At 68.1% G+C, this 22,876-nt stretch carries 23 protein-coding genes; 9 read left to right on the plus strand and 14 right to left on the minus strand.

Features of this window, described 5'->3' with window-relative positions; genetic code table 11:
• Window positions 1-132: 132 nt before the first annotated feature.
• Together AC5Y4D_RS22420 and AC5Y4D_RS22425 are read left to right on the plus strand one after the other, a co-directional pair.
• On the plus strand, window positions 133-1,245 hold the full coding sequence (locus AC5Y4D_RS22420) for an LpqN/LpqT family lipoprotein (protein ID WP_499990794.1): 1,113 nt from the start codon (window positions 133-135) through the stop codon (window positions 1,243-1,245).
• Window positions 1,246-1,299: 54 nt separating this feature from the next.
• Window positions 1,300-1,650: a hypothetical protein gene (locus AC5Y4D_RS22425; protein ID WP_499990795.1), complete on the plus strand. Its 351-nt coding sequence runs from the start codon at window positions 1,300-1,302 to the stop codon at window positions 1,648-1,650.
• Between the two features lie 16 nt (window positions 1,651-1,666).
• Here the strand turns inward: AC5Y4D_RS22425 and AC5Y4D_RS22430 are convergent, their stop codons facing one another.
• On the minus strand, window positions 1,667-2,275 hold the full coding sequence (locus tag AC5Y4D_RS22430; RefSeq protein WP_499942925.1) for a YqgE/AlgH family protein: 609 nt from the start codon (window positions 2,273-2,275) through the stop codon (window positions 1,667-1,669).
• Window positions 2,276-2,365: 90 nt separating this feature from the next.
• Here AC5Y4D_RS22430 and AC5Y4D_RS22435 point away from each other — a divergent pair, with 90 nt between their 5' ends.
• A complete protein-coding gene (locus AC5Y4D_RS22435; RefSeq protein ID WP_500038233.1) occupies window positions 2,366-3,688 on the plus strand; it encodes an MFS transporter in 1,323 nt (440 codons plus the stop codon).
• A gap of 14 nt (window positions 3,689-3,702) precedes the next feature.
• Window positions 3,703-4,476, plus strand: a complete 774-nt coding sequence (locus tag AC5Y4D_RS22440) for a TIGR03084 family metal-binding protein (protein ID WP_500038234.1) — start codon at window positions 3,703-3,705, stop codon at window positions 4,474-4,476.
• A 100-nt stretch (window positions 4,477-4,576) separates the two neighbouring features.
• Here the strand turns inward: AC5Y4D_RS22440 and AC5Y4D_RS22445 are convergent, their stop codons facing one another.
• The 6 genes from AC5Y4D_RS22445 to AC5Y4D_RS22470 form a co-directional block, all read right to left on the minus strand.
• A complete protein-coding gene (locus AC5Y4D_RS22445) occupies window positions 4,577-5,749 on the minus strand; it encodes a PPE domain-containing protein (RefSeq protein WP_500038235.1) in 1,173 nt (390 codons plus the stop codon).
• Window positions 5,750-5,754: 5 nt separating this feature from the next.
• On the minus strand, window positions 5,755-6,063 hold the full coding sequence (locus AC5Y4D_RS22450) for a PE domain-containing protein (protein ID WP_499942937.1): 309 nt from the start codon (window positions 6,061-6,063) through the stop codon (window positions 5,755-5,757).
• 73 nt (window positions 6,064-6,136) lie between these two features.
• Window positions 6,137-10,234, minus strand: a complete 4,098-nt coding sequence (gene eccCa, locus AC5Y4D_RS22455) for a type VII secretion protein EccCa (RefSeq protein ID WP_500038236.1) — start codon at window positions 10,232-10,234, stop codon at window positions 6,137-6,139.
• A 2-nt stretch (window positions 10,235-10,236) separates the two neighbouring features.
• Window positions 10,237-11,739, minus strand: coding sequence for a type VII secretion protein EccB (eccB, locus tag AC5Y4D_RS22460; RefSeq protein ID WP_500038237.1), 1,503 nt, complete (start codon window positions 11,737-11,739; stop codon window positions 10,237-10,239).
• Window positions 11,740-11,796: 57 nt separating this feature from the next.
• The gene (locus AC5Y4D_RS22465; protein WP_500038254.1) at window positions 11,797-12,150 is read right to left on the minus strand and encodes a DUF2710 family protein; all 354 of its coding nucleotides are present in this window, start codon (window positions 12,148-12,150) and stop codon (window positions 11,797-11,799) included.
• Between the two features lie 33 nt (window positions 12,151-12,183).
• Entirely contained in the window at window positions 12,184-13,353 is a 1,170-nt protein-coding gene (locus AC5Y4D_RS22470; protein ID WP_500038238.1) for a DUF5631 domain-containing protein, read from the minus strand.
• Window positions 13,354-13,459: 106 nt separating this feature from the next.
• Here AC5Y4D_RS22470 and AC5Y4D_RS22475 point away from each other — a divergent pair, with 106 nt between their 5' ends.
• Complete coding sequence (locus AC5Y4D_RS22475; RefSeq protein ID WP_500038239.1) at window positions 13,460-13,603, plus strand: hypothetical protein; 144 nt, start codon at window positions 13,460-13,462, stop codon at window positions 13,601-13,603.
• On the opposite strand, the gene AC5Y4D_RS22480 is transcribed toward AC5Y4D_RS22475, so the two are convergent.
• The 6 genes from AC5Y4D_RS22480 to AC5Y4D_RS22505 form a co-directional block, all read right to left on the minus strand.
• Window positions 13,600-13,911 (minus strand): DUF2694 family protein, encoded by a 312-nt coding sequence (locus AC5Y4D_RS22480; protein ID WP_499942949.1) that lies wholly within the window; start codon window positions 13,909-13,911, stop codon window positions 13,600-13,602. The two genes, AC5Y4D_RS22475 and AC5Y4D_RS22480, sit on opposite strands and share 4 nt — an antisense overlap.
• A gap of 15 nt (window positions 13,912-13,926) precedes the next feature.
• The gene (locus AC5Y4D_RS22485; protein WP_499942951.1) at window positions 13,927-14,244 is read right to left on the minus strand and encodes an ESX-1 secretion-associated protein; all 318 of its coding nucleotides are present in this window, start codon (window positions 14,242-14,244) and stop codon (window positions 13,927-13,929) included.
• Between the two features lie 61 nt (window positions 14,245-14,305).
• The gene (locus AC5Y4D_RS22490; protein ID WP_500038240.1) at window positions 14,306-15,712 is read right to left on the minus strand and encodes a DUF4226 domain-containing protein; all 1,407 of its coding nucleotides are present in this window, start codon (window positions 15,710-15,712) and stop codon (window positions 14,306-14,308) included.
• A gap of 53 nt (window positions 15,713-15,765) precedes the next feature.
• The gene (locus AC5Y4D_RS22495; RefSeq protein ID WP_500038241.1) at window positions 15,766-16,119 is read right to left on the minus strand and encodes a DUF4226 domain-containing protein; all 354 of its coding nucleotides are present in this window, start codon (window positions 16,117-16,119) and stop codon (window positions 15,766-15,768) included.
• Window positions 16,120-16,167: 48 nt separating this feature from the next.
• On the minus strand, window positions 16,168-16,986 hold the full coding sequence (locus tag AC5Y4D_RS22500) for a C40 family peptidase (RefSeq protein ID WP_500038242.1): 819 nt from the start codon (window positions 16,984-16,986) through the stop codon (window positions 16,168-16,170).
• Window positions 16,979-17,773 carry a helix-turn-helix domain-containing protein gene (locus AC5Y4D_RS22505; protein ID WP_500038243.1) on the minus strand — a complete coding sequence of 265 codons (795 nt, stop codon included), beginning with the start codon at window positions 17,771-17,773 and terminating at the stop codon, window positions 16,979-16,981. The genes AC5Y4D_RS22500 and AC5Y4D_RS22505 overlap by 8 nt, the downstream gene beginning before the upstream one ends.
• Window positions 17,774-17,916: 143 nt before the next feature.
• Between AC5Y4D_RS22505 and AC5Y4D_RS22510 the strand changes: the two genes are divergently transcribed.
• From AC5Y4D_RS22510 to AC5Y4D_RS22525, 4 genes are all read left to right on the plus strand, one after another.
• Window positions 17,917-18,330 carry a WhiB family transcriptional regulator gene (locus AC5Y4D_RS22510; RefSeq protein WP_499942960.1) on the plus strand — a complete coding sequence of 138 codons (414 nt, stop codon included), beginning with the start codon at window positions 17,917-17,919 and terminating at the stop codon, window positions 18,328-18,330.
• 100 nt (window positions 18,331-18,430) lie between these two features.
• Window positions 18,431-19,813: an acyl-CoA dehydrogenase family protein gene (locus tag AC5Y4D_RS22515; RefSeq protein ID WP_499942962.1), complete on the plus strand. Its 1,383-nt coding sequence runs from the start codon at window positions 18,431-18,433 to the stop codon at window positions 19,811-19,813.
• A 21-nt stretch (window positions 19,814-19,834) separates the two neighbouring features.
• Entirely contained in the window at window positions 19,835-20,818 is a 984-nt protein-coding gene (locus AC5Y4D_RS22520) for a pirin family protein (protein ID WP_500038244.1), read from the plus strand.
• Window positions 20,815-21,150, plus strand: coding sequence for a GNAT family N-acetyltransferase (locus AC5Y4D_RS22525; RefSeq protein ID WP_499990813.1), 336 nt, complete (start codon window positions 20,815-20,817; stop codon window positions 21,148-21,150). The genes AC5Y4D_RS22520 and AC5Y4D_RS22525 overlap by 4 nt, the downstream gene beginning before the upstream one ends.
• Window positions 21,151-21,159: 9 nt before the next feature.
• Here AC5Y4D_RS22525 and AC5Y4D_RS22530 read toward each other — a convergent pair whose 3' ends face one another.
• Complete coding sequence (locus tag AC5Y4D_RS22530) at window positions 21,160-22,647, minus strand: PPE family protein (protein WP_500038245.1); 1,488 nt, start codon at window positions 22,645-22,647, stop codon at window positions 21,160-21,162.
• Window positions 22,648-22,876 lie beyond the last annotated feature (229 nt).

Here is a 22,876-nt window from a genome sequence, read left to right on the forward strand (position 1 = left end):
CACGCCGATCAGAGGTTCATCCCAGGTGTGTTGCGGGCATGGTCGGTGCTCTTGGCCAGTGGTTACATTCAGGCTCGTGGCGGGCTTCGACACGCACCAACGCCCGCGCTACCGCGGAGGGACCGAGGCGAAATGATTCAGATCGCACGCACCTGGCGAACGTTCGCAGGTGGTATGGCCGCCGGCGTCTTGGGCGTCGTGATGGTTGCCGGTGGGACGGCCTCGGCCGAGCCGCTGGTCCCTCAGCCGGTCGTGCCGGGCCAGGTCCCGACGCAGCAGGCGACCACACCCGGCGCCGTGTTCCCGGGGGGCGTCAACAGCAACCGGTTCGCTCCGGCTCCGGCGCAGGGGCCCGTCGCGGTTCCGGCTCCCGTCGCGGTTCCGGCGCAAGCGCCCGTCGCGGTCCCGGCTCCCGTCGCGGTTCCGGCACAAGCGCCCGTCGCGGTCCCGGCACAAGCGCCCGTCGCGGCTCCGGCTCCGGCCGCGGCGCCGGCGCCGGCCTCGGGTACGCCGGCCGTGACCGGGACACTGCGCGAATATCTGGAAAGCAAAGGCGTCAAACTCGAAGCGCAGCGTCCGCTCGGGTTCAAGGCGCTCGACATCACCGTGCCGATGCCGCCGCGCTGGACTCAGGTACCCGACCCCAACGTGCCCGACGCGTTCGTGGTGATCGCCGACCGGGTCGGCGGCAACAGCGTGTACACGTCGAACGCGCAGGTGGTGGTCTACAAGCTGGTCGGTGATTTCGACCCCGTGGAAGCGATCTCGCACGGATTCGTCGACAGCCAGCGGTTGCTGGCCTGGCAGACGACCAATGCCTCGCAGGCCAACCTCGGCAACTTCCCGTCGGGCGTCATCGAAGGCACTTATCGAGAGAACGACATGACGCTCAACACCTCGCGTCGCCACGTCATCGCCACCTCGGGGTCCGAGCGGTATCTGGTGTCGATGTCGGTGACCACCGCCGCGTCGCAGGCGGTCAGCGACGGGCCCGCGACCGATGCGATCATCAGCGGCTTTCGGGTGACAGCGCCGGGGGCGGCCGCCCCGGCACCCGCAGCGCAGGCACCCGCAGCGCAGGCACCCGCAGCACAGGCAGCGGCACCGCAGGCACCGGCAGCGCAGGCTCCCGCAGCGCCCGTCGCTGTACCGACCGCCCCGGCACCGCAGGCACCCGCAGCGCAGGCACCCGCGCGAGGGGTGCAGTCGCTCCCGCCGTTGGTCAACGTCGCCCCGTCGCGCTGACCCCGCGACGAAGCCCGCCGCGCGGGCACATCGGCGGGATCGTATTGTGAGCGCATGCTTATCGCGGGCGTGCTCTGCGTGTGTGCGGCGGTAGCGGCTGCCGCGTTCGGGATCTGGTCGCTGAGCCACCCGTCCACGGCGGACCCCACCCAGTTGGCGTTGCGGGCGATGGCGCCGACCCAGCTGGCGGCCGCGGTGATGCTCGCCGCCGGGGGAGTGGTGGCGCTGGCGGCATCTCCGCATACCGCGCTGGTGGTGGTGATCATCTGTGTCGCCGGCGCGCTGGGCACCCTGGCCACCGGTTCGGTGCAGAGCGCGCGCTATGCGTTACGTAGTGAGGTCACCGCCGAGGCCGGCTGCACCGGTAGCTGCGGTGGGTGCGCGCTGTCCTGCGACTCGGTCTGAGGGCGAGCGCCGCGACTCAGTTGCGGCTGAGGTCGATCGGATGGGTGGCCAGCAACGAAAGCGGCAACGGCTGGCGGCGTAACACCTGGCCCCAGAGATCAGCCCGGGGCGGCACGAGAACATCAGATGGCAACGCCGACAACACAATCCAGTCGTCGCGCTCGATTTCGCCTTCGAGTTGGCCGATGGTCCAGCCGGAGTAGCCCGCAAAGATGCGCACCCCTTCGACCGCGGGTGCTATCAGGTCCGGTTCGGCGTCCAGATCGACCATCACCATGCGGCCGGCCACATGGCGCAGGCCCGGCACGCCGTCGGGTTCGGCGCCGATGCGCAGCACCGCCAGACACAGCGCGGCGTCACGCTTCACCGGCCCACCGATGAACATCGTCTTAGGCTTGGCGGCGAGTTTGGCCCACTGCGGCAACACGTTGTACACCGCCGTCTCGCTGGACCGGTTGAGCACCACCCCGAGGGTGCCGCCCTCGTTGTGCTCGACGATGTAAATGACGCTGCGGCGGAAAGTCGGCTCCAACAAATCGGTGTTGGCCAGCAGCAAGGTACCCGCGCGGACCCGCTGGGCAGCCGGAGCAACCGAGTCGTCGGGGTCTTCGTACTGAGCCACCACAACATCATCGCACCCGCAGTGGCTTCACCGGTGCAAACAACCGTGCCCGGCGAAGATTTGTACTGTATTGAGACGGCGCCAGGCCGTCCATTGCCGCTTGTGGAAGTGGGTTCAGTGAATCGCAGCCGGTTGCAGGCAAGCGCGCCCGTCGAACTGTGGCGGTCGGTGCGCGCGCTGCCCGACTTCTGGCGACTTCTGCAGTTGCGCATGGCAAGTCAGTTCGGCGACGGCCTGTTCCAGGCGGGCCTGGCCGGAGCGTTGCTGTTCAACCCGGACCGGGCCGCCGATCCGATGGCGATCGCACGTGCCTTCGCCGTGCTGTTCCTGCCGTATTCGTTGCTGGGGCCCTTCGCGGGTGCGCTGATGGACCGCTGGGACCGGCGGCTGGTGCTCATCGGCGCCAACACCGCGCGGCTGTGCTTCATCGTTGCGATCGGCACGATTCTGGCCGTGCGCGCCAGCGATTTGGTGCTGTTGTGTACCGCGCTGCTGGCCAACGGTCTGGCCCGGTTCGTGGCGGCCTGCCTGTCGGCGTCGCTGCCGCACGTGGTGCCGCGCGAGCGGGTGGTCACGATGAACTCGGTTGCCACCGCGTCGGGCGCCGTGGCGGCTTTCCTGGGAGCCAACTTCATGTTCCTGCTCAGCTGGCTCGGCGGTGCCGGAGATGAAGGGTCTGCGGTGGTCATCTACACCGCGCTGATTCCGGTGTCGCTGGCGTTGCTGCTGTCCCGGCGGTTCGCACCGGGGGTGCTCGGACCCGACGACACCAAGCGCGCGATCCACGGGTCGGCCGTCTATGCGGTGGTCACCGGCTGGCTGCACGGTGTCCGGACCGTCTTCCAGCGCCCGACGGTCGCCGCCGCCCTGTCCGGGTTGGCCGCGCACAGAATGGTCGTCGGCATCAACTCGCTGGTGATCCTGCTGCTGGTCCACCACATGAAAGACGCCGACACCGAAGGCCTCGGGACCGCGCTGTTGTTCTTCGCCGCCACCGGCTTGGGCGCGTTCCTGTCCAACGTGCTGACCCCGGCTCTGGTGCGGCGGTGGGGTCGTTACGCGACGGCCAACACCGCGCTGGTAGCGGCGGCGGTCATCCAGTTGGCGGGTGCCACGTTGGTGTTGCCGGTCATGGTGACGTGCGGGTTCCTGCTCGGAGTGGCCGGACAGGTAGTCAAGCTGTGCGCCGACTCAGCCATGCAGATCGACGTCGACGACGCGTTGCGCGGCCACGTGTTCGCCGTGCAGGACGCGCTGTTCTGGGTGTCGTTCATCTTTGCTGTGACGGTGGCGGCGGCGTTCATCCCCGACGACGGGCATGCCCCCACGTTCGTGTTGTGCGGCTCGGCGGTTTATCTGGTCGGGCTGCTGGTGCACAGTGTTGTCGGTCGGCGACGCGCGACCGTCGGCAGTTAGTCGAGGAGGAACTTATGGCAGGTCCAGGTCCATTCGTCGTCGATCTGCGGGCCGAGAGCGACGAGCTCGACGCCCTGGTGGCGCCGCTTGCGCCGGAGCGCTGGGTGGAGCCGACACCCGCGCCGGGCTGGACCATCGCGCACCAGATCGGACATCTGCTGTGGACCGATCGGGTGTCGTTGCTCTCGATCACCGACGAGGACGGGTTCGCCGAGGTGCTGGCCGGCGCGGCGACCGACCCGCTCGGGTTCGTCGACGCGGGAGCCGAAGAGCTGGCCAGGGTGCCAGCTTCCGATCTGCTCGCCGACTGGCGCGACACCCGCGGCCGTCTGCACGAGGCGCTGTTGACGGTTCCCGACGGCCGCAAGCTGCCCTGGTTCGGGCCGCCGATGAGTGCCACGTCGATGGCCACCGCCCGGCTGATGGAGACCTGGGCGCACGGACTCGACGTCGCCGACACCCTGGGTGTCACCCGGCCGGCCACCGACCGGCTGCGCTCGATCGCCCATATCGGGGTGCGGGCGCGTGACTACGCCTACGTCGTCAACAACCTGACCCCGCCGGCCGAGCCGTTCTACGTCGAGCTGCGCGCTCCCGGCGGCGACACCTGGTCCTGGGGCCCGTCGGACGCTGCCCAGCGCGTCACCGGTTCGGCCGAAGACTTCTGCTTCCTGGTGACCCAGCGACGGCGGCTGGCGTCGCTGGACGTGACGGCGGTGGGGGAGGACGCGCAGCGCTGGCTGGGGATCGCGCAGGCGTTCGCCGGGCCGCCCGGCCCCGGGCGATGAGCGCCCTCGGGCGGTCTTGATCTGTTTCGCGAGCGTGTAGCCACTGCGAGTTTCGGCGCTGAATTTCGCAGTGGCTACACGCTCGGCGATGATGCCTGGGCTACCGGGATCCCCGGTCACCGTCGACGACGACGCGAGCGCGCGTCACGTCGTCCTTGTCCGCCGCCGGGCCACGCGCCAGCATCCCGGCCGGGGTCATCGGCATCGGTGCGCCGCCCATGCCGCCTGACGCCGTGGGTCCGCGGACCTCGGCGGCGTTCAACATCCCGGCGCGCAGGCTGGTCGGCCTACCACCTTCGGGCTCGAAGCTGCTGGTGGGACGGGTGTAGCTGGTCAAACCGGAACCGGGAAAGCCGCCGCCACCCGCACCGCCGCCACCCGCCGAGGCCGCACCGCCGGCCATTACCACCGGTTCGGCGGCGGCTACCGCGGCAGTCGGCGCCCCCGTCGAGGGGAACATGCCGCCGAAGCCCTGCATCATGCTCATCGGCATGCTGGTGAACCCTTGCATCGCCTGCATCGGAGCCTGCGCCAGATCCTTCAGCGGCGCGGTCATGCTCGACACCATCTGCATCGGTTCCTGCATGAGCGAACTGAGCTGACCGGTCGACTGTCCGGGCGCAGAAGCCGTCTGCCCCGCGGCCTGCGCGACCTGCGTCGATGCCTGAACCGCGTTGTGCATGCCGGTCTGGGCCACAGCCTGGGCGACCGCTTGCGCGGCCGTCGCCGGCGCAGCGGGTGACGCACCCATCGGCGCGACCGGCGGCGGGACGGCCAGCGTCGCAATCAGACCGGTCAGCGCCGCCGAATACGTCCAGCCCACGCTCGAGTTGTGCGGCCAGTGCTCACCGAAGTACTCGGTGTCGCGCTCGACGATCCCCGGGGTGTTCTGACCGAAGAAATTGGTGGCATTCAGCACGGTCCACTCGTCGCGGTTGGTCTGCGAGAGCACCGAGGGGATCACCGAGGACCGCGCCAGCATGAAAGCCTCGACCGCGGCCTGGGTCACCGTGATCTTCTCGGCTGTCCAGCCCACCAGCGTCTGCAACCCGGCGTTGAGGCCGGTGGCGGCCACCGTAGACGCGACGGCTCCCACGCCCTGCCACTGCGCGGCGGTGACCAGTGTATTGATCTCCGAAAGGCCCGCCGACAGCTCGCCGTTCGCGGTCTCGGTAACCCACACGACGTTGTTGGCGAGTGTCGACGCAGGGGATCCCGCCTCGAAGATCGCGGCTACGACTTCGGGCGGACCTGTCCACCGGGGGTCGCCCATGCTGCCTAGAGCCCGACAGCGCCCGCGCTGGCCCCCTCGGCGGCGACGGCGGTGGTCGATGCCAGGCCCTGCGCGCCGGAGAAGGCGGCCCGTTGCCCAACGTGCTCGCCCGCGGTCGCGAGGTAGGCGGCGCCGGCGGCATTGAGAGCTGCGGCGAACTCGATGGAGTCGGCGTCGGTGGCCATCGGCATCACCCCGGTCAGCGCGGCCGATCCAGCGGCCGTGGTAGCGGCCATCTCCTCGCTGATCCCGGCCTCGGCCGCAGCCGACAAGTCCACCGCGCCCGGCACCATCCCGAACAGGCCACCACCCATATCCGCCTCCTAGATTGCTCGCATCCGGCGAGAAGTTGCGCTGAGTCTAGGTTGACTCCCCGGCCCTGTCGATTCACCTGTGCGGCTCACCGACCAGCACTCCTTCCATGACGCCGTCGCTGGTCACCAACAGACCCCGCCCGGGCGGCAGTTGTTTCGCGCTGGTCCTGCCGAACACCTTCACCGCCGCCGGGTCGTTATCCATGAACAGCGTCGGAGCCCTCGAGCCCGTCATCTTCTGCAGGAACGGGCTGGTGACCGACACGCCCGCCCAGTTGCCGGGCAACCGGGACGCGATGACATGCAGGCCGATCTCGCGGGCGCGTTCGATCAATCCCCACAGCGGCGCGGTCGCGGCGGCCTTGCCGATGACGCCGTGCGGCCGCAGTTCCTGCTCGTCGTCGATCAAGACGAAATGGTGCGGTCCGTCCCAGGTGCGTCGGCTCAGCAACTCCTCCTGGCTCAATCCCGACGGCGGCAGCCGATCACGCAGCGACTGCGCCAGTTCAGCGAGTGCCGTGTCGATGTCCTCGGAGGTGTAGGCGTAGGCGCGTACGTGGTCACCCTGGATCTTGCCGATCAGCGACGTCTTCGGATCGATGATGGTGATCTGCGCCTGCTCGGGTGTGCACCGTCCGACGATCATCTGCCCGATCGCGGCCAATGTGGTTGTCTTGCCGCACGATTGACGACCTACCACCAGCAGGTTGGGCACCACCCGGGCGGGCAGCACCGCGGGCTGCAGGGCAGTCTCGCCGATGCCGAACGGGATGTTGAGCGGATCGGCATGTCCGGCGGTGGCGGCGAACACCTCGGCCACCTCGATCAGCGGAATACGGTCGGGTAGGCGCGCCAGGCTCTCCACCCGCCCGGCACCGGTCAGCTGCGCGATGAGCGGCCCTATGTCGCGGGTCGCCACCCGCGCCCCAGCGGCGCCGATGACTTCCGGCACGCCGATCAACAGTTCGTGGGCGTCGCGGGTCAGCCCGAAACCCGGCCGGTCCAACGTATTACGGGCGGCCTTCTTCCGCTCGAATCCCTCGCCCATCTGAGTTTCGTCGGGGTTGCTCAGCCGCAGCTGAATGCGGGCATTGGAGACATTGACCAGTTGCTGCTTTTGACCCACCAGCCACGCCGTCGCCGTGGTCATGATGTGCACGCCGTAGGACAGCCCTTGGCGAGCTATCGCGATGGCCCGCTCACCCATCGCGCTGTCCTTGTCGTAGAGGTCACTGAAGTTGTCGATGACGAGGAAGACGTCGCCGAACTTGTCCTCGGGGTCGGTGTTGGTGGCCCCGGCGACCGTATCGCCGTCGAACCCGAAGCGCCGCTCCCGGAATTCGGAGATGTCGATCTGGTACCTCTTGAACGAGGCTTCGCGTGCCAGGATCAGTCCCTCGATGGACGCGATGGTCCGGGACACTCCTTCGCCGTCGGTCGGGCTGACTACCGATGCCACGTGCGGCAGCGACTCGACCGGGAACAGCGAGGCCCCGATGCAGAAGAACGTCACCCGCTCGGGCCGATACATCAGCGCCGCGGACGTCATCAGCGTCATCAACGTGGTGGACTTGCCCCGCTGGGCGGTCGCCACGACCATGACGTTGTCCATTTCCACGTTGATCGCGTGCACCCGTTGGGCGTGTTCCTCGGGAATGTCCACGATGCCGATCGGGAACACCAGCCCGGCGTTCTGGCCGTAGGCCACGTCCCATCGCCGGCCGCGCCAGCGTGCCACCAGCGTGTCGACGGTCTCGCTGACTTCCAGTGGCGGCAGCCAGATTTGGTGGGGCGGGCGGGCTGGATGCGACACCAGCGACTCGCGGATCACGTCGACGAGTTTCTTCTTACGGAAACCATCGGCGTGGAACAGGAATTCGTCCGGCTCGTCGGGTTCGTCGGCGACGGCCAACGCGGCGCTGTCGGCCTCGCTGAGGGGTTGGTACGCCGCAGAATAGGCCCGCGGCTGGGAAAAGCTCATAGCCACCGTCGTGTTCACGTCGACCACCCGCTTGGGCACCACGAACGGGGCCGATACGTAGAAGCAGCGGAACTGTTCCAGGTCGCGCGGACCGACTTTCAGTAAGCCGTAACCGTTTTCCTGCGACGGCAGATGCAACGCGGCGTCGCTGCCGAGCACGTCGCGGGAGTCCTCGGCGGTCTCCGCGCGCAACGCGACCCGAAAAGCGATGTTGCTCTTGACTTTACTCAACGAAGACAGATCCAACCGCTGCCCACCGAGGGTGAAGAAGACGTTGCAGCCGCGGCCTTCCTGCCCGATGTGGATCACCAAGTCGATCCATTCCGGGTGGTGAATGAACAACTCCAGGTACTCGTCGATGATCACCAGCAGGATCGGCACCGGCTCCAGGTCACGCCCGGCGAGGCGCATTTCCTCATACTCGTTGGCGTCCCGTGCACCGGCGTCCTTGAAAAGCCGGTAACGACGGGCGATCTCGCCGTTGATGGCTTTGCGCATCCGTTCGGCGAGGTGACGATCGTCCTTGCCCAGGTTGGACAGCGACCCGGCGACGTGCGGAAACCCTTGCAGGTCCTGGGCCGCCGACTCGAACTTCATGTCGACGAAGATCACGACGAAGGTGTCCGGTGAGTGGGTCAGCGCGATGCCGCTGCACAACGACAGGAAGTATTCGGACTTGCCAGATCCGGACGTGCCGATCACCACCGAGTGGAAGCCGTAGCCGCCGAAGTCCTTGGCGCGCAGGATGACGAATTGCAGCTCTCCGCCCTGCTTGACGCCGACAGGCACCATCGCCCACTTCGGATCGCCGCGGCCCCGGCTCTCCGCCCACAGCCTGTCGACGTCGAGTTCTCGCGGATCGGTGATACCCAAGGCGCGCAACAGTTCTCCGCCCTGGCTGTCGGTCTCGGACAGGTCGCCCGGACTCATCGGTGACCAGCGGGCCAAGGCACGGGCGTACCGGCTGGCGGTACTGTCGGCGAGCACGTCGGCCGCGGCGTAGAACGTATCCCGGTGGATGATCCTGCCGTCGCGCAACGAAAACCGTTGTTCGGCTTCGGTAAACCCGACGCCGACTCCGACCCGCGTCGCCAACCGCAGCACGGTGATGCCGGCCATGCCCTTCTGTCCGGTGACACCTTCCCATTGCTCGGGGGTGCCGACGTTGTCGTCCACGATCACCCAGTGCGGCCCCAGCAACGGCCCGGTCGTCGACTCGATCGGCGACGGCATGGAGGTCGGACTGCTTCCGACCGGCGGCGTCCACGGCCCGCGACCCTTACGGTGCAGTTCGGCATCGAGGGCTTCTTCCAATTCCGTCGGCGACGCGAACACCAACCGGCGCAGTCCGCAGGCGTCGAACATCTCGTCGTGCTGGTTGTGCGGCAGCCACACCAGCCAGTGCCACAGTTCGGGATGACGGGTGACCACCATCAGTTTGACGTCGTGCGGGCTGTGGTAGACCGCCAGCGAGCACAGCAAGGCGCGCGCCAGATCGTGCAGGTCCCCGGGATCGTCGGCGACGAAACTGAACCCCGGTTTGGAACGCAGGTTCAGCACCTTGCCGATGCCCCGGATCTTGCTCTGCTCCAGGATGAAATCCCGTAGTGCGCCGCCGGTTACGGGTTCGAGTTCTTCCCCGACCGGGACGTCCGGCCACTGCAACGAGACCGCTGATTCGCTGGCCTGTTGTACGCCGATGCCCAGCCGGACATCGAGGAAGTCCGGGTCGCTGGGACGGCGTTCCCACATGCGCGGACCGCCGATCACGGTGTCGAGGTGCTGGGGATCGCCGTGCACGAAGAGTTGGCCGCGCCGTTGCTCCCCGGCCGCGCGCTGCACTTCTTCGCGGTCTTCGTCGAGTTGGCGCAAATAGCTTCGCCGCTGCTTTTCCTGTTCCCCCCAACTGATCCGGCGGCCGCGTCCGAAGCGCCCACCGAACATCAGCGCGCCGAATCCCACCAGACCGATCATCGGGAAGAACCCCGACTGCAGCGACCGGACACCGGATGCGTACATCACCACCAGAGTGCCGACGATCCCGACCAGCAGCGCCGGCAGTGCGATCATCAGCAGGATGTTGCGCGGCTCGCGCTCGGGCAAAGCCAACGGCGCCGCCACCGCCACCCGCACCGGCGGGATATTCGGTGGGGGCGTGCGCTTTCCGCGGACGAATCCTCGTTTGGACATGGCTAACCCCCGGCTTCGCTGGAGTCGGGAAGCGGTGCGAGTACACCACCTGCAGGTACGGCGTCGCGGGCGACGAGAGCTGCGTCGCGACTGATCGCCGGCCCGGGCGCGAAGGTCCGTATCAGCGGCCAGGGGGCCTGCACCGCCAGTCGGGGGTCCAGTCCCAGCGCCTGCACGGTCCGTTGGTCGGATTGGATGCCGTACCGGACGCCTTGTGGCGACAGCCAATACAGACTTTCCCGGCTGCCCGCGGTCGCGACGCCGCTCGTCGTGGCCACGAAGTTCGCAGCGCCCGGCATCATCAACGTCTGATGTGCCTCGGTCGAGTCGGGGGTGCGGTCGTCACGCACCAGGTGCACCAGTCGGGAGTCCAGACCGGCCGGTACCGGCAACCCCCGCCCGGTGTAGATCGTGATACGCGCCTGCGGGTCGCTCGACTGTTTCTCCCAGCCGACACATGTCACCGGATTCGCTGCCGTGTCAACGAAGTTGAACTTGCCCGACGGGTAGTAGTCGACGTTGAGGACGTCGACGACCGGGATCTGGATCAGCTTGTCCGGGGCGACAAGGATCGGCGACGTGGATCCCTGCGAGTCGCCGGTGCGCAACAGGTCGGCGACGAAACCGGTGATCTTCTGCACGCCGTCCGGCAGCAGCACATAGAAGCCCGTGACGGCTCCGCCGGCGTCGCGAGATTCCAGGACGCTTCCCACCTTCGCCCCGGACAACCACCGCGAGGCGGCACCCGCTTCCGGGATCGAGGGCAGCACCAGCGGTTCCGTCGACGGCATGGCGTCGAACAGTGCCCCGGAGATCTCGACCGGATAGGTCACCCCGGGATCGAGACCGAGGTTGAACGTCACCGATCGGTCGGCCAGGTCGATTCGGGACCGTTGGCCGCCCCAGATCACATAGGTCGCGCCCTTGTGGGTCGCCAGGACGGCCTGCGCCGGACCCATCGCCGCGGCCCTGCCCAGCGGGGCCAGCGCGCCGGCGATGGCGGTGACCGTCGGGGGAGTCGCGCTGCCGCGCGCGGCTGCGCCGGATTGCACGGTGTCGCAGACCGTCCACGCCGAGACGGCACCGGCCGTCACCGGCAGGCTGTCCGGCAATCCCGGTAGCCCGATCATCGGCCCGGTCGGGTACTTGGCGATCTCCGCCGCGGTCACCCAGGTGGGTGCCGCGGCGTTGCCGACCGCCAGTCGGGCCGAGGTCAGATTCAACGCGGGATAGAGGCGGCCGTTGATCTTGGCGTAGATCGCCCCGGTGTCCCGGTTTCCGATCACGGCCGCGGCGGCGACGAGTCCGGCGGGTTTCATGACGTGCAGCAGGGCCATCCAACCGACACCGAGCAGGACGAGCACGACCGACAGCACGACCGCGGCTTGCTGTTTGCGGTCGTCGTGCTTCATCCGCACGGAGAACCGGGTGATGGCCGCGCGCAGTCGCCGGTTGTAGAACAGGTGTCCCGAATTCTGGTCCCGGTTGGACAGGTTGAGCGGCACTGTTCATTCTCCTTCCGGCGGTCGGTACTGATCCGTCTTGGCGTACCGTCGCCGCCGTCACTGCAGGCGGCCGTACCGTGCCTGGTTCTCGGTCTCGGCCTCTTCGCGCAGCGCTGCGATCGCGAGGTTCAGTCTGTCGGCCAGTTCGCTGTGCGCGTAGCCGGCCATCACCTCGGGGTGCAACCTCAGCTCGAGCAAACGTCCGTCCGAATTCGCCACAGCGAAGACGTCGCCCAGGTCGACGCTGTAGGTGACGGTCTCGGCCTGCGCGACCAGCGCTTCCCACTTGTCAGCGGCCTCGCTCAGTTCACGCAGCACCGATTCGACGAGAGCCTCGTCGTCTTCGGCACCGAGATCACCGCTGACACTTCGGTCACCGAGTTCGCCGCGACGACCCGACCCCGACACCAGGACAGTATGTCGACGGCCCCGACCAGCGTCAATTCAGGATTCAGGCAGTTCGGCGGGCGCCAGGTCCTGCAGTTTCTGAAACCAGGCGAAGTGGTAGTTCGCCGAAATGTTGTCACCGGTGACGCTGCTTTCGGTGGCGGCCAGCAGCATGCAGTTGAGCAGCAGGGCGGGTTCGACGTCCGGATACTGGGCCAGCACCCGGTAGCGGCAGGTGTCGAGGTGCACGCGTAGCAAATCGAGTTCTTGGTCGACGACGCCGGCTCCGGCCGCGACGGCCTTGGCCAGCGTGTTCACCATCCGCGGCAGCCCCTCGCGCCAGTGGGTGGCGACGCCCAGTTCCCAGCCCAGGTCTGCGACCGCCGGCAGTTCCCGCGGGTGCGGCGATGTCGCGGTGCCGCGGGTGTCCGCGGAGAGTTTCGACGAGTCGCCGGGCGCGTAGCTCACCTCCCGCTTCGTGCTACCCAGCAACTCCGATGCTTTACCGGTCCGGTGACCGGGTTCGAGCAGCCGCACACCATCCGGGATCGCGATGCCAGGTGGAACCCATCCGTGCGCGAGATCGGTGACCAGCACCGTCGTGCCGTCCGTGTGCTCGCCGACCGCCCAGTTCAACCGCGGTTCCTGCCGTGCCACGAAGGCCAGCAGAAGCCGCAACCGCTGCTCGCCGTCGGCGGCCTGCGGAGCCTCCCGCACCGCGGGTAAGACCTGGGTCTTGTCCATGTCTGCAGCCGGCGGATCGTCTCGCACCGCCGGCAGCAGTTGCGTTTCCCGGTTGTCGACTTCAGGTGGCTCGTCCCGCACGGCGGGCAGGATCTGCGTCTTGTCCAGGTCCGGACGGGCGGCGGCGCGTGCCGTCGTCTCGCGCAGCTGACGCAGTGTCGACTCGACTCGCCGCACCGCCCGCGCACGGGCCTCGTCGATCACCCGGGCCTCGGCGGTGCGCCGCGCGGAATATGCCATGCCGGCTTGACCGATGGCTTTGAGCTCGTCGTTGGCGGTCGTCGCAATCCGGTGCAGGTCGGCTCTCAGATATTTTGCGAGCGTTGCGGTTTCGGGTCTGGTGAGCGACAGTTCGGCGGGCCACAAGCCGCCGGTCACCCAGGGGGAACAATCGAGCGGCGCGCTGAAAGTGGGGATCGAGAGCGACTCTTCGGTTGCTTTACGCAGGCGCTGGCGCGCCGTCACCCGACCGAAGATTCCCACCGGGTAAGGGTAACGGTTTGCCGCGCAGCGTCCGTTCCCGTTGTGCAGACCTCTCGCGCAACCGTGGTGAATTGTGCGGTTCGCGTGACCTGAGTAGCCTACTGCCATGGCCGATTCCGGGTTGCAGCAGCAACTCGACGAGCTGCGTGCGTTGCTGAGTCGAGCGCGAGAGTTGTTCGGCCCCAACCCGATTGAGCCGCCGGTCGACATCGCGCCGGATCCCGACAGCGCCAGGACCTGGTTGCTCTAACTCGTCGCCTGTCGCCGGCGCAACCGATGCGCCAACAGTCGCTCGATCGCCATGTCCAGGTCACCGGTCGTGGGAACCTCCGCGGAGGGAGTGTGGCCGGCGGCGATGATCTCGTCGCGCACCTCCAGCAACGCTTTGAGGCACGACACATCGGCGGTCAGCAGAATCCCCTCGGCCAGGGCGTGGGCGTCCGCCTCCATCGCCGATTCGCTCAACGCGACGCTGTGCAGGTATCCGCCGCGACAGGATCGGACCAGGATGTGCCCACTGGGGTGCACGGTGTCGAAGGCGGGATTGGCGTCGGTCATGGATTCTGCTGGACCTCAGCTGTCCCCGTCGACGACGCCGCCGAGCCGGCCCGCCGCCTCGTGTTCGTGCCGCTCCCACATCGCCGCCGATGTCACGAGGTGCTCCGCGATGTCGGCGTGGTCGTCGGCCTGCTGCTCGTAACACCGCCGCCTGGCTTCGAGCAGTTCGCGGCCGGCCTCCCGGAGCTCACTGAACACCGGGCCCAGCGAATCCAGGCTCTCCTGGATAGCGGCGTGGGTAGACGGGATGGTCCGCAGATGTTCAGAGGTCTGTTGATGGCGGGCAGCGACTTCGCGTAAATGCGCCGGCACCACATGGATTCGATCGGCCATCTGCTGTCTCCTTGTCGTACGCCGGCGCTGCGACCGCCGGACTCCCTGTTGCGAATCACGGCTAACCGCTCAGCACTGCCTCCGGCCGGGTGGGTGCCGGCGGCTGGATTGTGGGCGGTGCTGCCGCCAGCACCGGTGTCGGCGGGTGTTCCCAGCCTAGGAAGCTGGGCCCGCTGACGGTGGAGATCTGTTGGATCTGCCCGTCGAGCAGCGCCTTGCTGCGGCCCAGGGCCAACGCGTGTCGGTCGGTGAAGATGCCGATGTCACCCGGACTGACCTGTGCGGGGTCCAGCGGATTGGTGACAGCGGTACCTGGTGGCGGGATGGTCATGCCCTGTTGTTGGAAAGCGTCGGCGATCTGGGTGCCGTTCGCGGCGGCTTTGATCGCCGCGGCGAGTTGAGGGCTGGCGGCAGTCACCGTCTCTCCGTTAGGGAGGGTGACGGTCGTCGGGCCCGACGGCAGCGGTTCCGGTTGACCCGGCTCCGCTTCGCGTTGCGTCTCCTCCTGGTGGTCCTCGTCGTGCTTGTCGTCGTCGGTCGGCTCGCGTTCGCGCGGATCCGCCTCGTCGTCGAAGAGCTCGTCGCCGAGGGATCGGGAGTCCCGTCCGGAACCGCCGGCCGGCAGGCTGGGCAGCGAAAGCCCACTGGGTGCACCCCAACTCGGCATGCCGCCGCTGCTGCCCGGGGTGGCGCCGGCCGGGGCGGCGGAGGTCGGCGGCATCGCGGCGGCCACAGGTTGCTGCGCCGGTGCCCCGGACAGTGCGGGATCGTCGAGCAACAACGAGTCGAGCAGCGGATCCGATCCGGTGGCGGCCGCGGCCGGCGCGGTTTGCGCCGGCGCGGATGCTCGGCCACCGCCGCTGGCGGGTTCCCCGGTTGCTGGCCGCCGTTGGTCGGGGACGGGCCCGCTGTCCTTCGACGCGTTGTACAGCGAGGTCCAGGCGGCCATCAGTGCCGACTTGGACGTGTCGTCGAGACCGGCGGTCGCGACCACCGCGCGGATGTCCCTGAGCTTGCCGATCAAGTAGCGCTGGAAATCCCGCGCACCGGCCGGGGTATCCAGATCCGACCGTGTCGCCAGGGCGGTCTCTATCTCCCGCTGCAACTGGTCAAGCGCCGCTTTGCCCTCGACGGTTGTCAGGTGAGCGTTGAGAATGGCCGAGACCACCTGCAGGTCCAGCTGAGAACTCGCCGAATTCTGGTGCGCCAAGGCCGCTTCCGCGTCGGCGATCGCCTTGGCGGCGTCGCCGGCTGCGCGGTCGTGCGGAGCCTGCGGTGCCGGACCGAACAAGTCGGGATGGCTTTGGCGGATCTTGGTCAGGATCGCGTCGAGTTGTTGGCCGGTCGTCGTCGTGGTGACCACGTCGACCACCTCTTGCGAGGTCAGACCCGCCTGCCACCCCGTCGGGTCGCCGGTGCGCTCGGCGATCAACCGCATGATGTCCAAGACATCCTGCTCGGTCGCCATGCCGCCGGACAGTACCCACCAGATGCGGCAGGAGACAATTCACCCTGTCTGCCCTAACCGGAATACCGCTCCCGCAATCCTTGCAGCACAGCAGTTTTCGCCTGGCTCACCGCTTTTGCATCCGCCACGACCGCGGCGATCTCGCGCTGCTTGGCCACCAGGAACCTCTCGAACTCGCGTGCACCCAACGGGGTATCGACGGCCAACTGGGCATGTGGCGGCAGGGCGTGGTCAATCTCGGCGGAGATCGCCTCGAGCCGGAGCGCACTGTCACGCGCGGCCTCATGAGCGCCGGCGAGGGCTTCGGCCAGCGCCCGGTCTGCGTCGGCGATCGCGCTGTGTCTGCGGGCCAGCGCGGCCTGCCGTTGCTGGATGGCCGCTACCGAAGTTCCGGCTTGTTCCGACATGGCACCAACCTTCTCATCCTGTCCGGCCTGCCCAGCGGCTGCCGGCTCTCACAGTGGCCGCCGGATCGCGACGTTGCTGCCCAAGGTGCTGATGCGGACCGAAGCACCCGAGTAGGGGGCCTCGACCACCAGATTGTTGCCGATCGCCAACTGGACGTGACCGGCGTGCGGAAACACCAGGTCGCCGGGCCGCACCTGCGACCGCGGTACCGGAACGCCGTCGTTGATCTGCTGATAGGTGGTGCGGTCGAGGTGCACTCCGGCCTGCGCGTAAGCCCACTGGACCAGCCCCGAGCAGTCGAATTGGTCGGGGCCGGTGGCGCCCCAGACGTAGGGCCGACCCAGTCGGGACAGAGCGGCCCGCACCGCCAGGCCCGCCCGTCCGTTGGCTGCCGGCAGCCGTCCCGCCCCCCGCCGGTGCGTCATCCGATAGCGCAGTGCACGCAACGCCGCGGCCCGCCGTTTCGAGTGAGCCCGGGCGGTTGCGACGTGCGCGCGCTGAGCGCGTAGCCGCGCGACGCGGCGCCGCACCGCCTCGCGTTGAGCAAGCGGTGTCAGCGGAGTCGATGCGGCATCGGCGCGGGCCTGGTCGAGGACGGCGCCGGTGAGCGCGTGGGCGTCGGCCCGGTCGCGGTGGGCGCCGGCGACGATGGCCGCCGATGCCGAGTCCGTACTTGCCGCCGATACCAATGCCGCCTGGGCGCGGGTCGCTGCGCGTCGGTAATGACTTTGTCCTGCAACGGAATTCAACGGTCGACGGGAACCCGCGGGGTCGACGGCCCACCCGCTTTCGGCTGGCGGGTGGCCCTGGCTGCCGGCGAACAACTGGTGGGCGCGAGTCAGCGCCTCGCATTCGGTGTCACTCACTGGGTCCGCCGTCCGGGCCGGGCTGACCGTGCTCGACGCGGTCGCTGCACTCCATCGCCTCGGTGAACTCTCGCACCCGGGGCAGCGCCGCGGCGGGTATGGCACCTCGGTTGCGGATATCCCACAGTTCGTCGCCATTCACACCGATCAGCGTGGCGATCACGGGATCGGGTAGCGACGAGCGGGCGCACGCTTTGTCGAACCGCGCGCTCAAGCTGCCCGGCATCCGCTCCAGCAGTGCGCTTCGCGTAGCCTCGAGCGCCTGCAGGTGCTCCATCAGTCGGTCGGTTGACGCCGCGCCGGCATTGCACGCCACCCGCCACGAACTGGCGGCCAACATCTCGGCCTTCACGCATTGAGCGATCACAGACAGAATATACGTCTCATATTCGTTTGATGCTGTCGGTGGCAGCCGATCGATGACGGATCTGATGGTTTCGAGCTGGGCTTCGGCGTATCCCTCCAGCACGTCGGTGTCACTGTGCCGGTCGACGACGACGGCGCTCGAGCGGTGGGCGGGACCCGGTTCCGCCGGCTGCGCGGCGACGAGTCGCGCGAGTTCGGCATCCGGATCGGCGGCCACCAAGAGTCGCGAGTAAGTGCCTGGCGGCAGGCCCAGACCGTTCTCGACCTTTTGAACTGTGCTTTTGTGCGGTTTGCGGGCGCCCCGCTCGAGGTAGCTCAGTCCCATGATGCTCACGCCGGTCGCGGCTGCGAGGTCAGCCAGTGACAAGTCCCGCGACTCGCGCAGGGCGCGCATCGCCGCGCCGGCCGACTCACGGCTCACGGCGGACTCCGCGCATACGCCGGATATTACACAGCCGCATCAGCTTGCCGGTGCTTATACGTTTTTATCACGTTTCTCTTGTCGCAGTCGTCTGCTTGTGTATACGCTTTCGTCTACGTTTCGGCTCACCGGAGGAGAATGAGATGGCGAACCCCTGCTCGGCCAACCCAGAACTGTGGTTTGGCTACCCCGATGACGACGGCGGCGACGGCGCCGCCAAGGCGCGCGCCTACGAGCGCTCGGCCACCGAGGCGCGCATCCAATGCCTGCGTCGGTGCCCGCTGGCACAGCAGCGACTCTGTGCCGAGCGGGCCATCGCACACCGGGAGGAGTACGGCGTGTGGGCGGGTATCAAGTTGCCCGGCGGCCAGTACCGCAAACGCGAACAGCTGGCGGCCGCTCACGACGTGCTGCGCCGCATCGCCGCCGGCGATATCAATGCACGACAGGTGCCCGAGAACGCGGAACTGCTGGCCCGCAGCGAGGACGCCGTCGTCGCAACCACTGCGGTGGTGTTGCACCTTCCCGCACGGCTGGGACCACGCACGGCGGCCTGACCGCCGGTGAACTCGACGGGTTGCGGAACCCGGCCCGGGGTATACGGGGATCGACAGTGGCCCCGCTCGGGCCGAGGCAGCTGAGCCAAAGGCGCATCCCATGACCTTCGACCTGACCCCCACCGCGGCTCAACACGACCTGGCGCGGCGCACCCACGAATTCGCCGAGCAGTGCGTGCGGCCGGTGGCCCTCGAGTACGACCAGCGCCAGGAATTCCCGTGGCCGGTGCTGGAAGAGGCCGCACAGCGCGGCTTTTACAGTCCGCTGTTCTATCGCGACCTGATCGGCGACCCGACCGGCATCTCGCTGCCGATGTTCATGGAAGAGCTGTTCTGGGGATGCGCGGGAATCGGCCTGGCCATCGTGATGCCGGCGTTGGCACTCTCGGCGATCGGCCAGGCCGCCTCACCGGAACAGATGCTGGAGTGGGCCCCGGAGTGTTTCGGGACGCCGGGCGACCTCAAGCTCGCGGCACTGGCGATCTCGGAACCCGAAGGCGGTAGCGACGTCCGCAACCTACGCACCCGCGCCCGTCGCGACGGCGACGACTGGATCATCGACGGCCACAAGATGTGGATCGGTAACGGCGGCATCGCCAATGTCCACGTGGTCAACGCGGTGGTCGACGAAGAACTCGGTCATCGCGGCCAGGCGCTGTTCGTGGTGCCCGGCGGCACCCCGGGGCTGGAACTGGTGCGCAAACTCGACAAACTGGGTTGCCGGGCGTCCCATACCGCCGAGTTGAAGTTCGACGGTGTGCGCGTGCCGGGTGCCAATCTGCTTGGCGGCGACGACAAATTGGAACACAAACTCGCCAAGGCCCGCGATGTGGTGGCCGGCGCGAAGAAGTCCGGTTCGGCGACGATGGGTACCTTCGAGCAGACCCGCCCGATGGTCGCGGCCCAAGCCATCGGGATCGCCCGCGCCGCACTGGAATACGCGACCGCCTACGCCACCGAACGGGAAGCGTTCGGCGGTCCCATCATCGACCATCAGGGCATCGCTTTTCCGTTGGCGGACTTGGCAACCCAGATCGATGCCGCCCGGCTGCTGACGTGGCGAGCGTCGTGGATGGCGGCCAACTCGGTGCCGTTCGAGCGGGGCGAGGGTTCGATGTCGAAGTTGGCCGCCAGCGAGGTCGCGGTCAAAGCCACCGAGCGGGCCATTCAAACGATGGGCGGCTGGGGCTACATCACCGATCATCCGGTGGAGAAGTGGTATCGAGATGCCAAGCTGTACACCATCTTCGAAGGCACCAGCGAGATTCAGCGGATGGTCATCTCCAACGCGCTGGGCGCCAATGTCGACGCCCCGCCACTACATGTGACCGTCGAACCGAGCGGTGGCCCGTTGAACAAGTTCTTCGGTCGCGGTACCCCGCTGCGTTCTCGCGCCGCAGACCGAGCGCTGGCGTTGAAGGACCGGGTTCCCGAGCCGATCATGCGAGTTGCCATGAAGGCCTTGCAGCCGCCGGGCAGGTAGAGCCCGAGTAGGGTCGCGGCGGTGAGCAACCTGGACACTGCGCCGGCCGAAGTCGTGTGCGGCACTGAGCAGGTCCAGAACGACGAGGTCGAGGTACTGCATCCCCGGGAGGTGCCCCTGGGCGGACCCCGCGCGATCCGGGTACAGCGCACCCTTCCGCAACGGCAGCGCCCCCTGATCGGGGCGTGGTGCTTCGTCGACCATTACGGTCCGACGGCCGCCCGGATGGATGTGCCACCGCATCCGCACACCGGTCTGCAAACCGTGAGTTGGCTGTTCAGTGGGGAAGTGGAGCACCGCGACAGCGCCGGCGTGCATGCCATGGTGCGTCCCGGCGAACTGAATTTGATGACGGCGGGCGCGGGCATCTGTCACTCCGAGGTGTCCGTCCCAGGCGCGGTCCTGCACGGCGCGCAGCTGTGGGTGGCACTGCCCGATTCGGCCCGCGACACCGGCCGCGATTTCGTACACTACCGCCCGGATCCCGTCGCCCTGCCCGGTGCAGTGCTGCGGGTCTTTCTCGGTGAGCTGGCCGGAAGCTGTTCTCCGGCAACCACTTTCAGCCCGCTGGTCGGCGCGCAGATCGATCTGGATCCATGCGCTTCGCTTCGTCTCGACCTCGATCCGACCTTCGAACACGGGGTGCTGTGCGACCGGGGCGATGTGCAGGTGTGCGGAGTCGGCTTGGCCACGGCCGATCTGGGGTATCAGAGTCCTGGGCATACCGAACTGCTCTTGCGCAATACGGCGGATCGTCCGGCGCGGGTGCTGCTACTCGGCGGCGCCCCGTTCGGCGAACAGTTGGTGATGTGGTGGAACTTCGTCGGACGCAGCCACGACGAAATCGCCAGCTACCGCCGGCTCTGGCAAGACCAGGACGGTTCCGGAGACCGTTTCGGCGCCGTACCGGGATACCGGGGATCGGTCACCCGCCTTCCGGCGCCGCCGATGCCCACCACCCGGCTGCTGCCCAGGCCGCTGCCACAACCGAAGGAGCGCTCTTGACCACCGACAAGACCGGTGCGGAAGTCACCGTCACACCCCAAGACAACAGGTACGACATCGCGGTCGCCGGCCAGCGAGTCGGCTTCGCCGATTACGCCGACCGCGGCGATCAGCGCATCTTCCATCACACCGAAATCGATCCGCAATTCGGCGGTAGGGGACTGGCGACCATCCTGCTCGAGGAGGCGTTGCAAGCCACCCGGACCGACGGCAAGCGCATCGTGCCGGTGTGCTCGATGGTGGTCACGGTGCTCAAGAAACATCCCGAGTACGACGACATCACCGATCCCGTCACAGCCGAGGTCGTCGGATGGGTGAATTCGCGGCACTGAATCGCGGGACTAATTCTGTTCCCAGGTAGTGGGCAGCATCGGAACCGCCGGGCCGCTGCCGAACTCGTCGGCGGGCAGAGTCGATAATCCGGCCGCGTCCGCCTCTCCTGTGGCGACGGTGCCGCCGAAGCCCATCGCGCCGGCGCCCCGACTCGAAGCCGCCACCGACGGCTCTTGCGGCGGTTCGGGTTCGTAATCGAGGAACTCGTCGGCGTATTGCCGCTCGGGCATGGTGGCTGCCCGGCGGCGTCGGGCGCGCCGCTTGTCCCGCGCCGAGACCGCCGCGGCCGCGGCCGGGATCCCTTCGGCGGGTGCCTTGACCCCGGTCCGGTCCCGGAAGGTCGGCGAAAAGCCTTCGCCGGGATCAAGGCTGGCCACCGCATAGGGGACCGCCGGCGCGGCTGCCGCCGGGGCCGCCGAAGCCGGCGCGGCACCCGCACTTCCCGCGGCCGACGCGACCGGCGCGGTTGCCGGGCCGGCGACCGTCGGGGCGAGCGCCGCGAGCGGCGAGCCGGGGGAGTGGCTGGCGGTGACCGCCGGCACCACAGCAGCCGCACCTCCTTCGGCGACGACGGCGGGGAGTTGCTGCAGGTACTGATAGCCCACCCCGATCACCACTCCCATCGTGATGGCCAGCAGCGGGTCCAGCAGCAGCTGGGGATAGGTGAGGGAGGCCCCGACCCAGGAGAACGCCTGGTAGGCGACGGCGAACAGGAACGGGCCCCAGGTCACCAATGCCTGTGCGGGATTGGTCATGAAATCGGTGATCAGCTGGAAGCTGTTGCCGATCGGGTCCTGCAGGAAGTTGACGATCGGCGCGAACAAATCCTGAACGTAGCCGGTGTACCAATTGAGCAGCTGGGTGATGAGGTCGGCGAGATTGAGTTGGCTGCCGGCGTCGGCGGCGGGCGCCGCGGCGGCGAGTTGGCTGGGCTCGGCGGCGACGGTGGCCGCGTCGGCCGTCACCACCGGAGGTGCCGGCGCCGTCGTCGGGACCGCGGCCATCGCCGCCGTCGTCAGCGTTTGGTAGGTAGCCATCGTGGTGGCGGCCTGGATCCACATCCGCACGTAGTCGGCCTCGTTCAGCGCAATCGGAATGGTGTTGATCCCGAAGAAGTTCGTCGCGACCAGCACCCCGTGCACTACGTGGTTGGCCGCCAACTCGGGAAGCGTGGGCATCATCGCCAGTGCCGCGGTGTACGCCGCAGCCGCGGCTTCGTGCTGAGCCGCGGCGGCGTCGCTTCTGGCCTGCGCCTGCGCGAGCCAACCCAAATAGGGCGCGTGCGCCGCGACATACTGCGCCGCGGACGGCCCTTGCCACGACCCCGCCTGCACCGCGCTCAACACCCCGAGCAGCTCGGCGCTTGCCGCGGCGTACTGTGCGCCGAGTTCCTGCCACGCCCCCGCCGCGGCCAACAGCGCGCCGGGACCGGGCCCGGCGGACAACAACGCCGAATGCACTTCCGGCGGTGAGGCCATCCAGATCGGAGCCGTCACGTCGTCAGAACCCCCATAGATCCTCCCGTGCGTCGTCTCGGTCGCGCGGGCAACCGAAATCGACGCGGCACTGCCCCAACCAAGTTGACGTTGTGGGCCGTCGCCTAAACCGGAGGTGAGGGATCCGCCGGATTAGGTACGCCTAACCTCACCCTAGCCGGGTCGGTCGCGCGCCAGCAACGCCGGGTCGGCACGGATTGGCAGCCGCGCTACGCGGTCAGCACAGCAA

The sequence above is a fragment of the Mycobacterium sp. NGS67 genome (genome assembly GCF_059812185.1).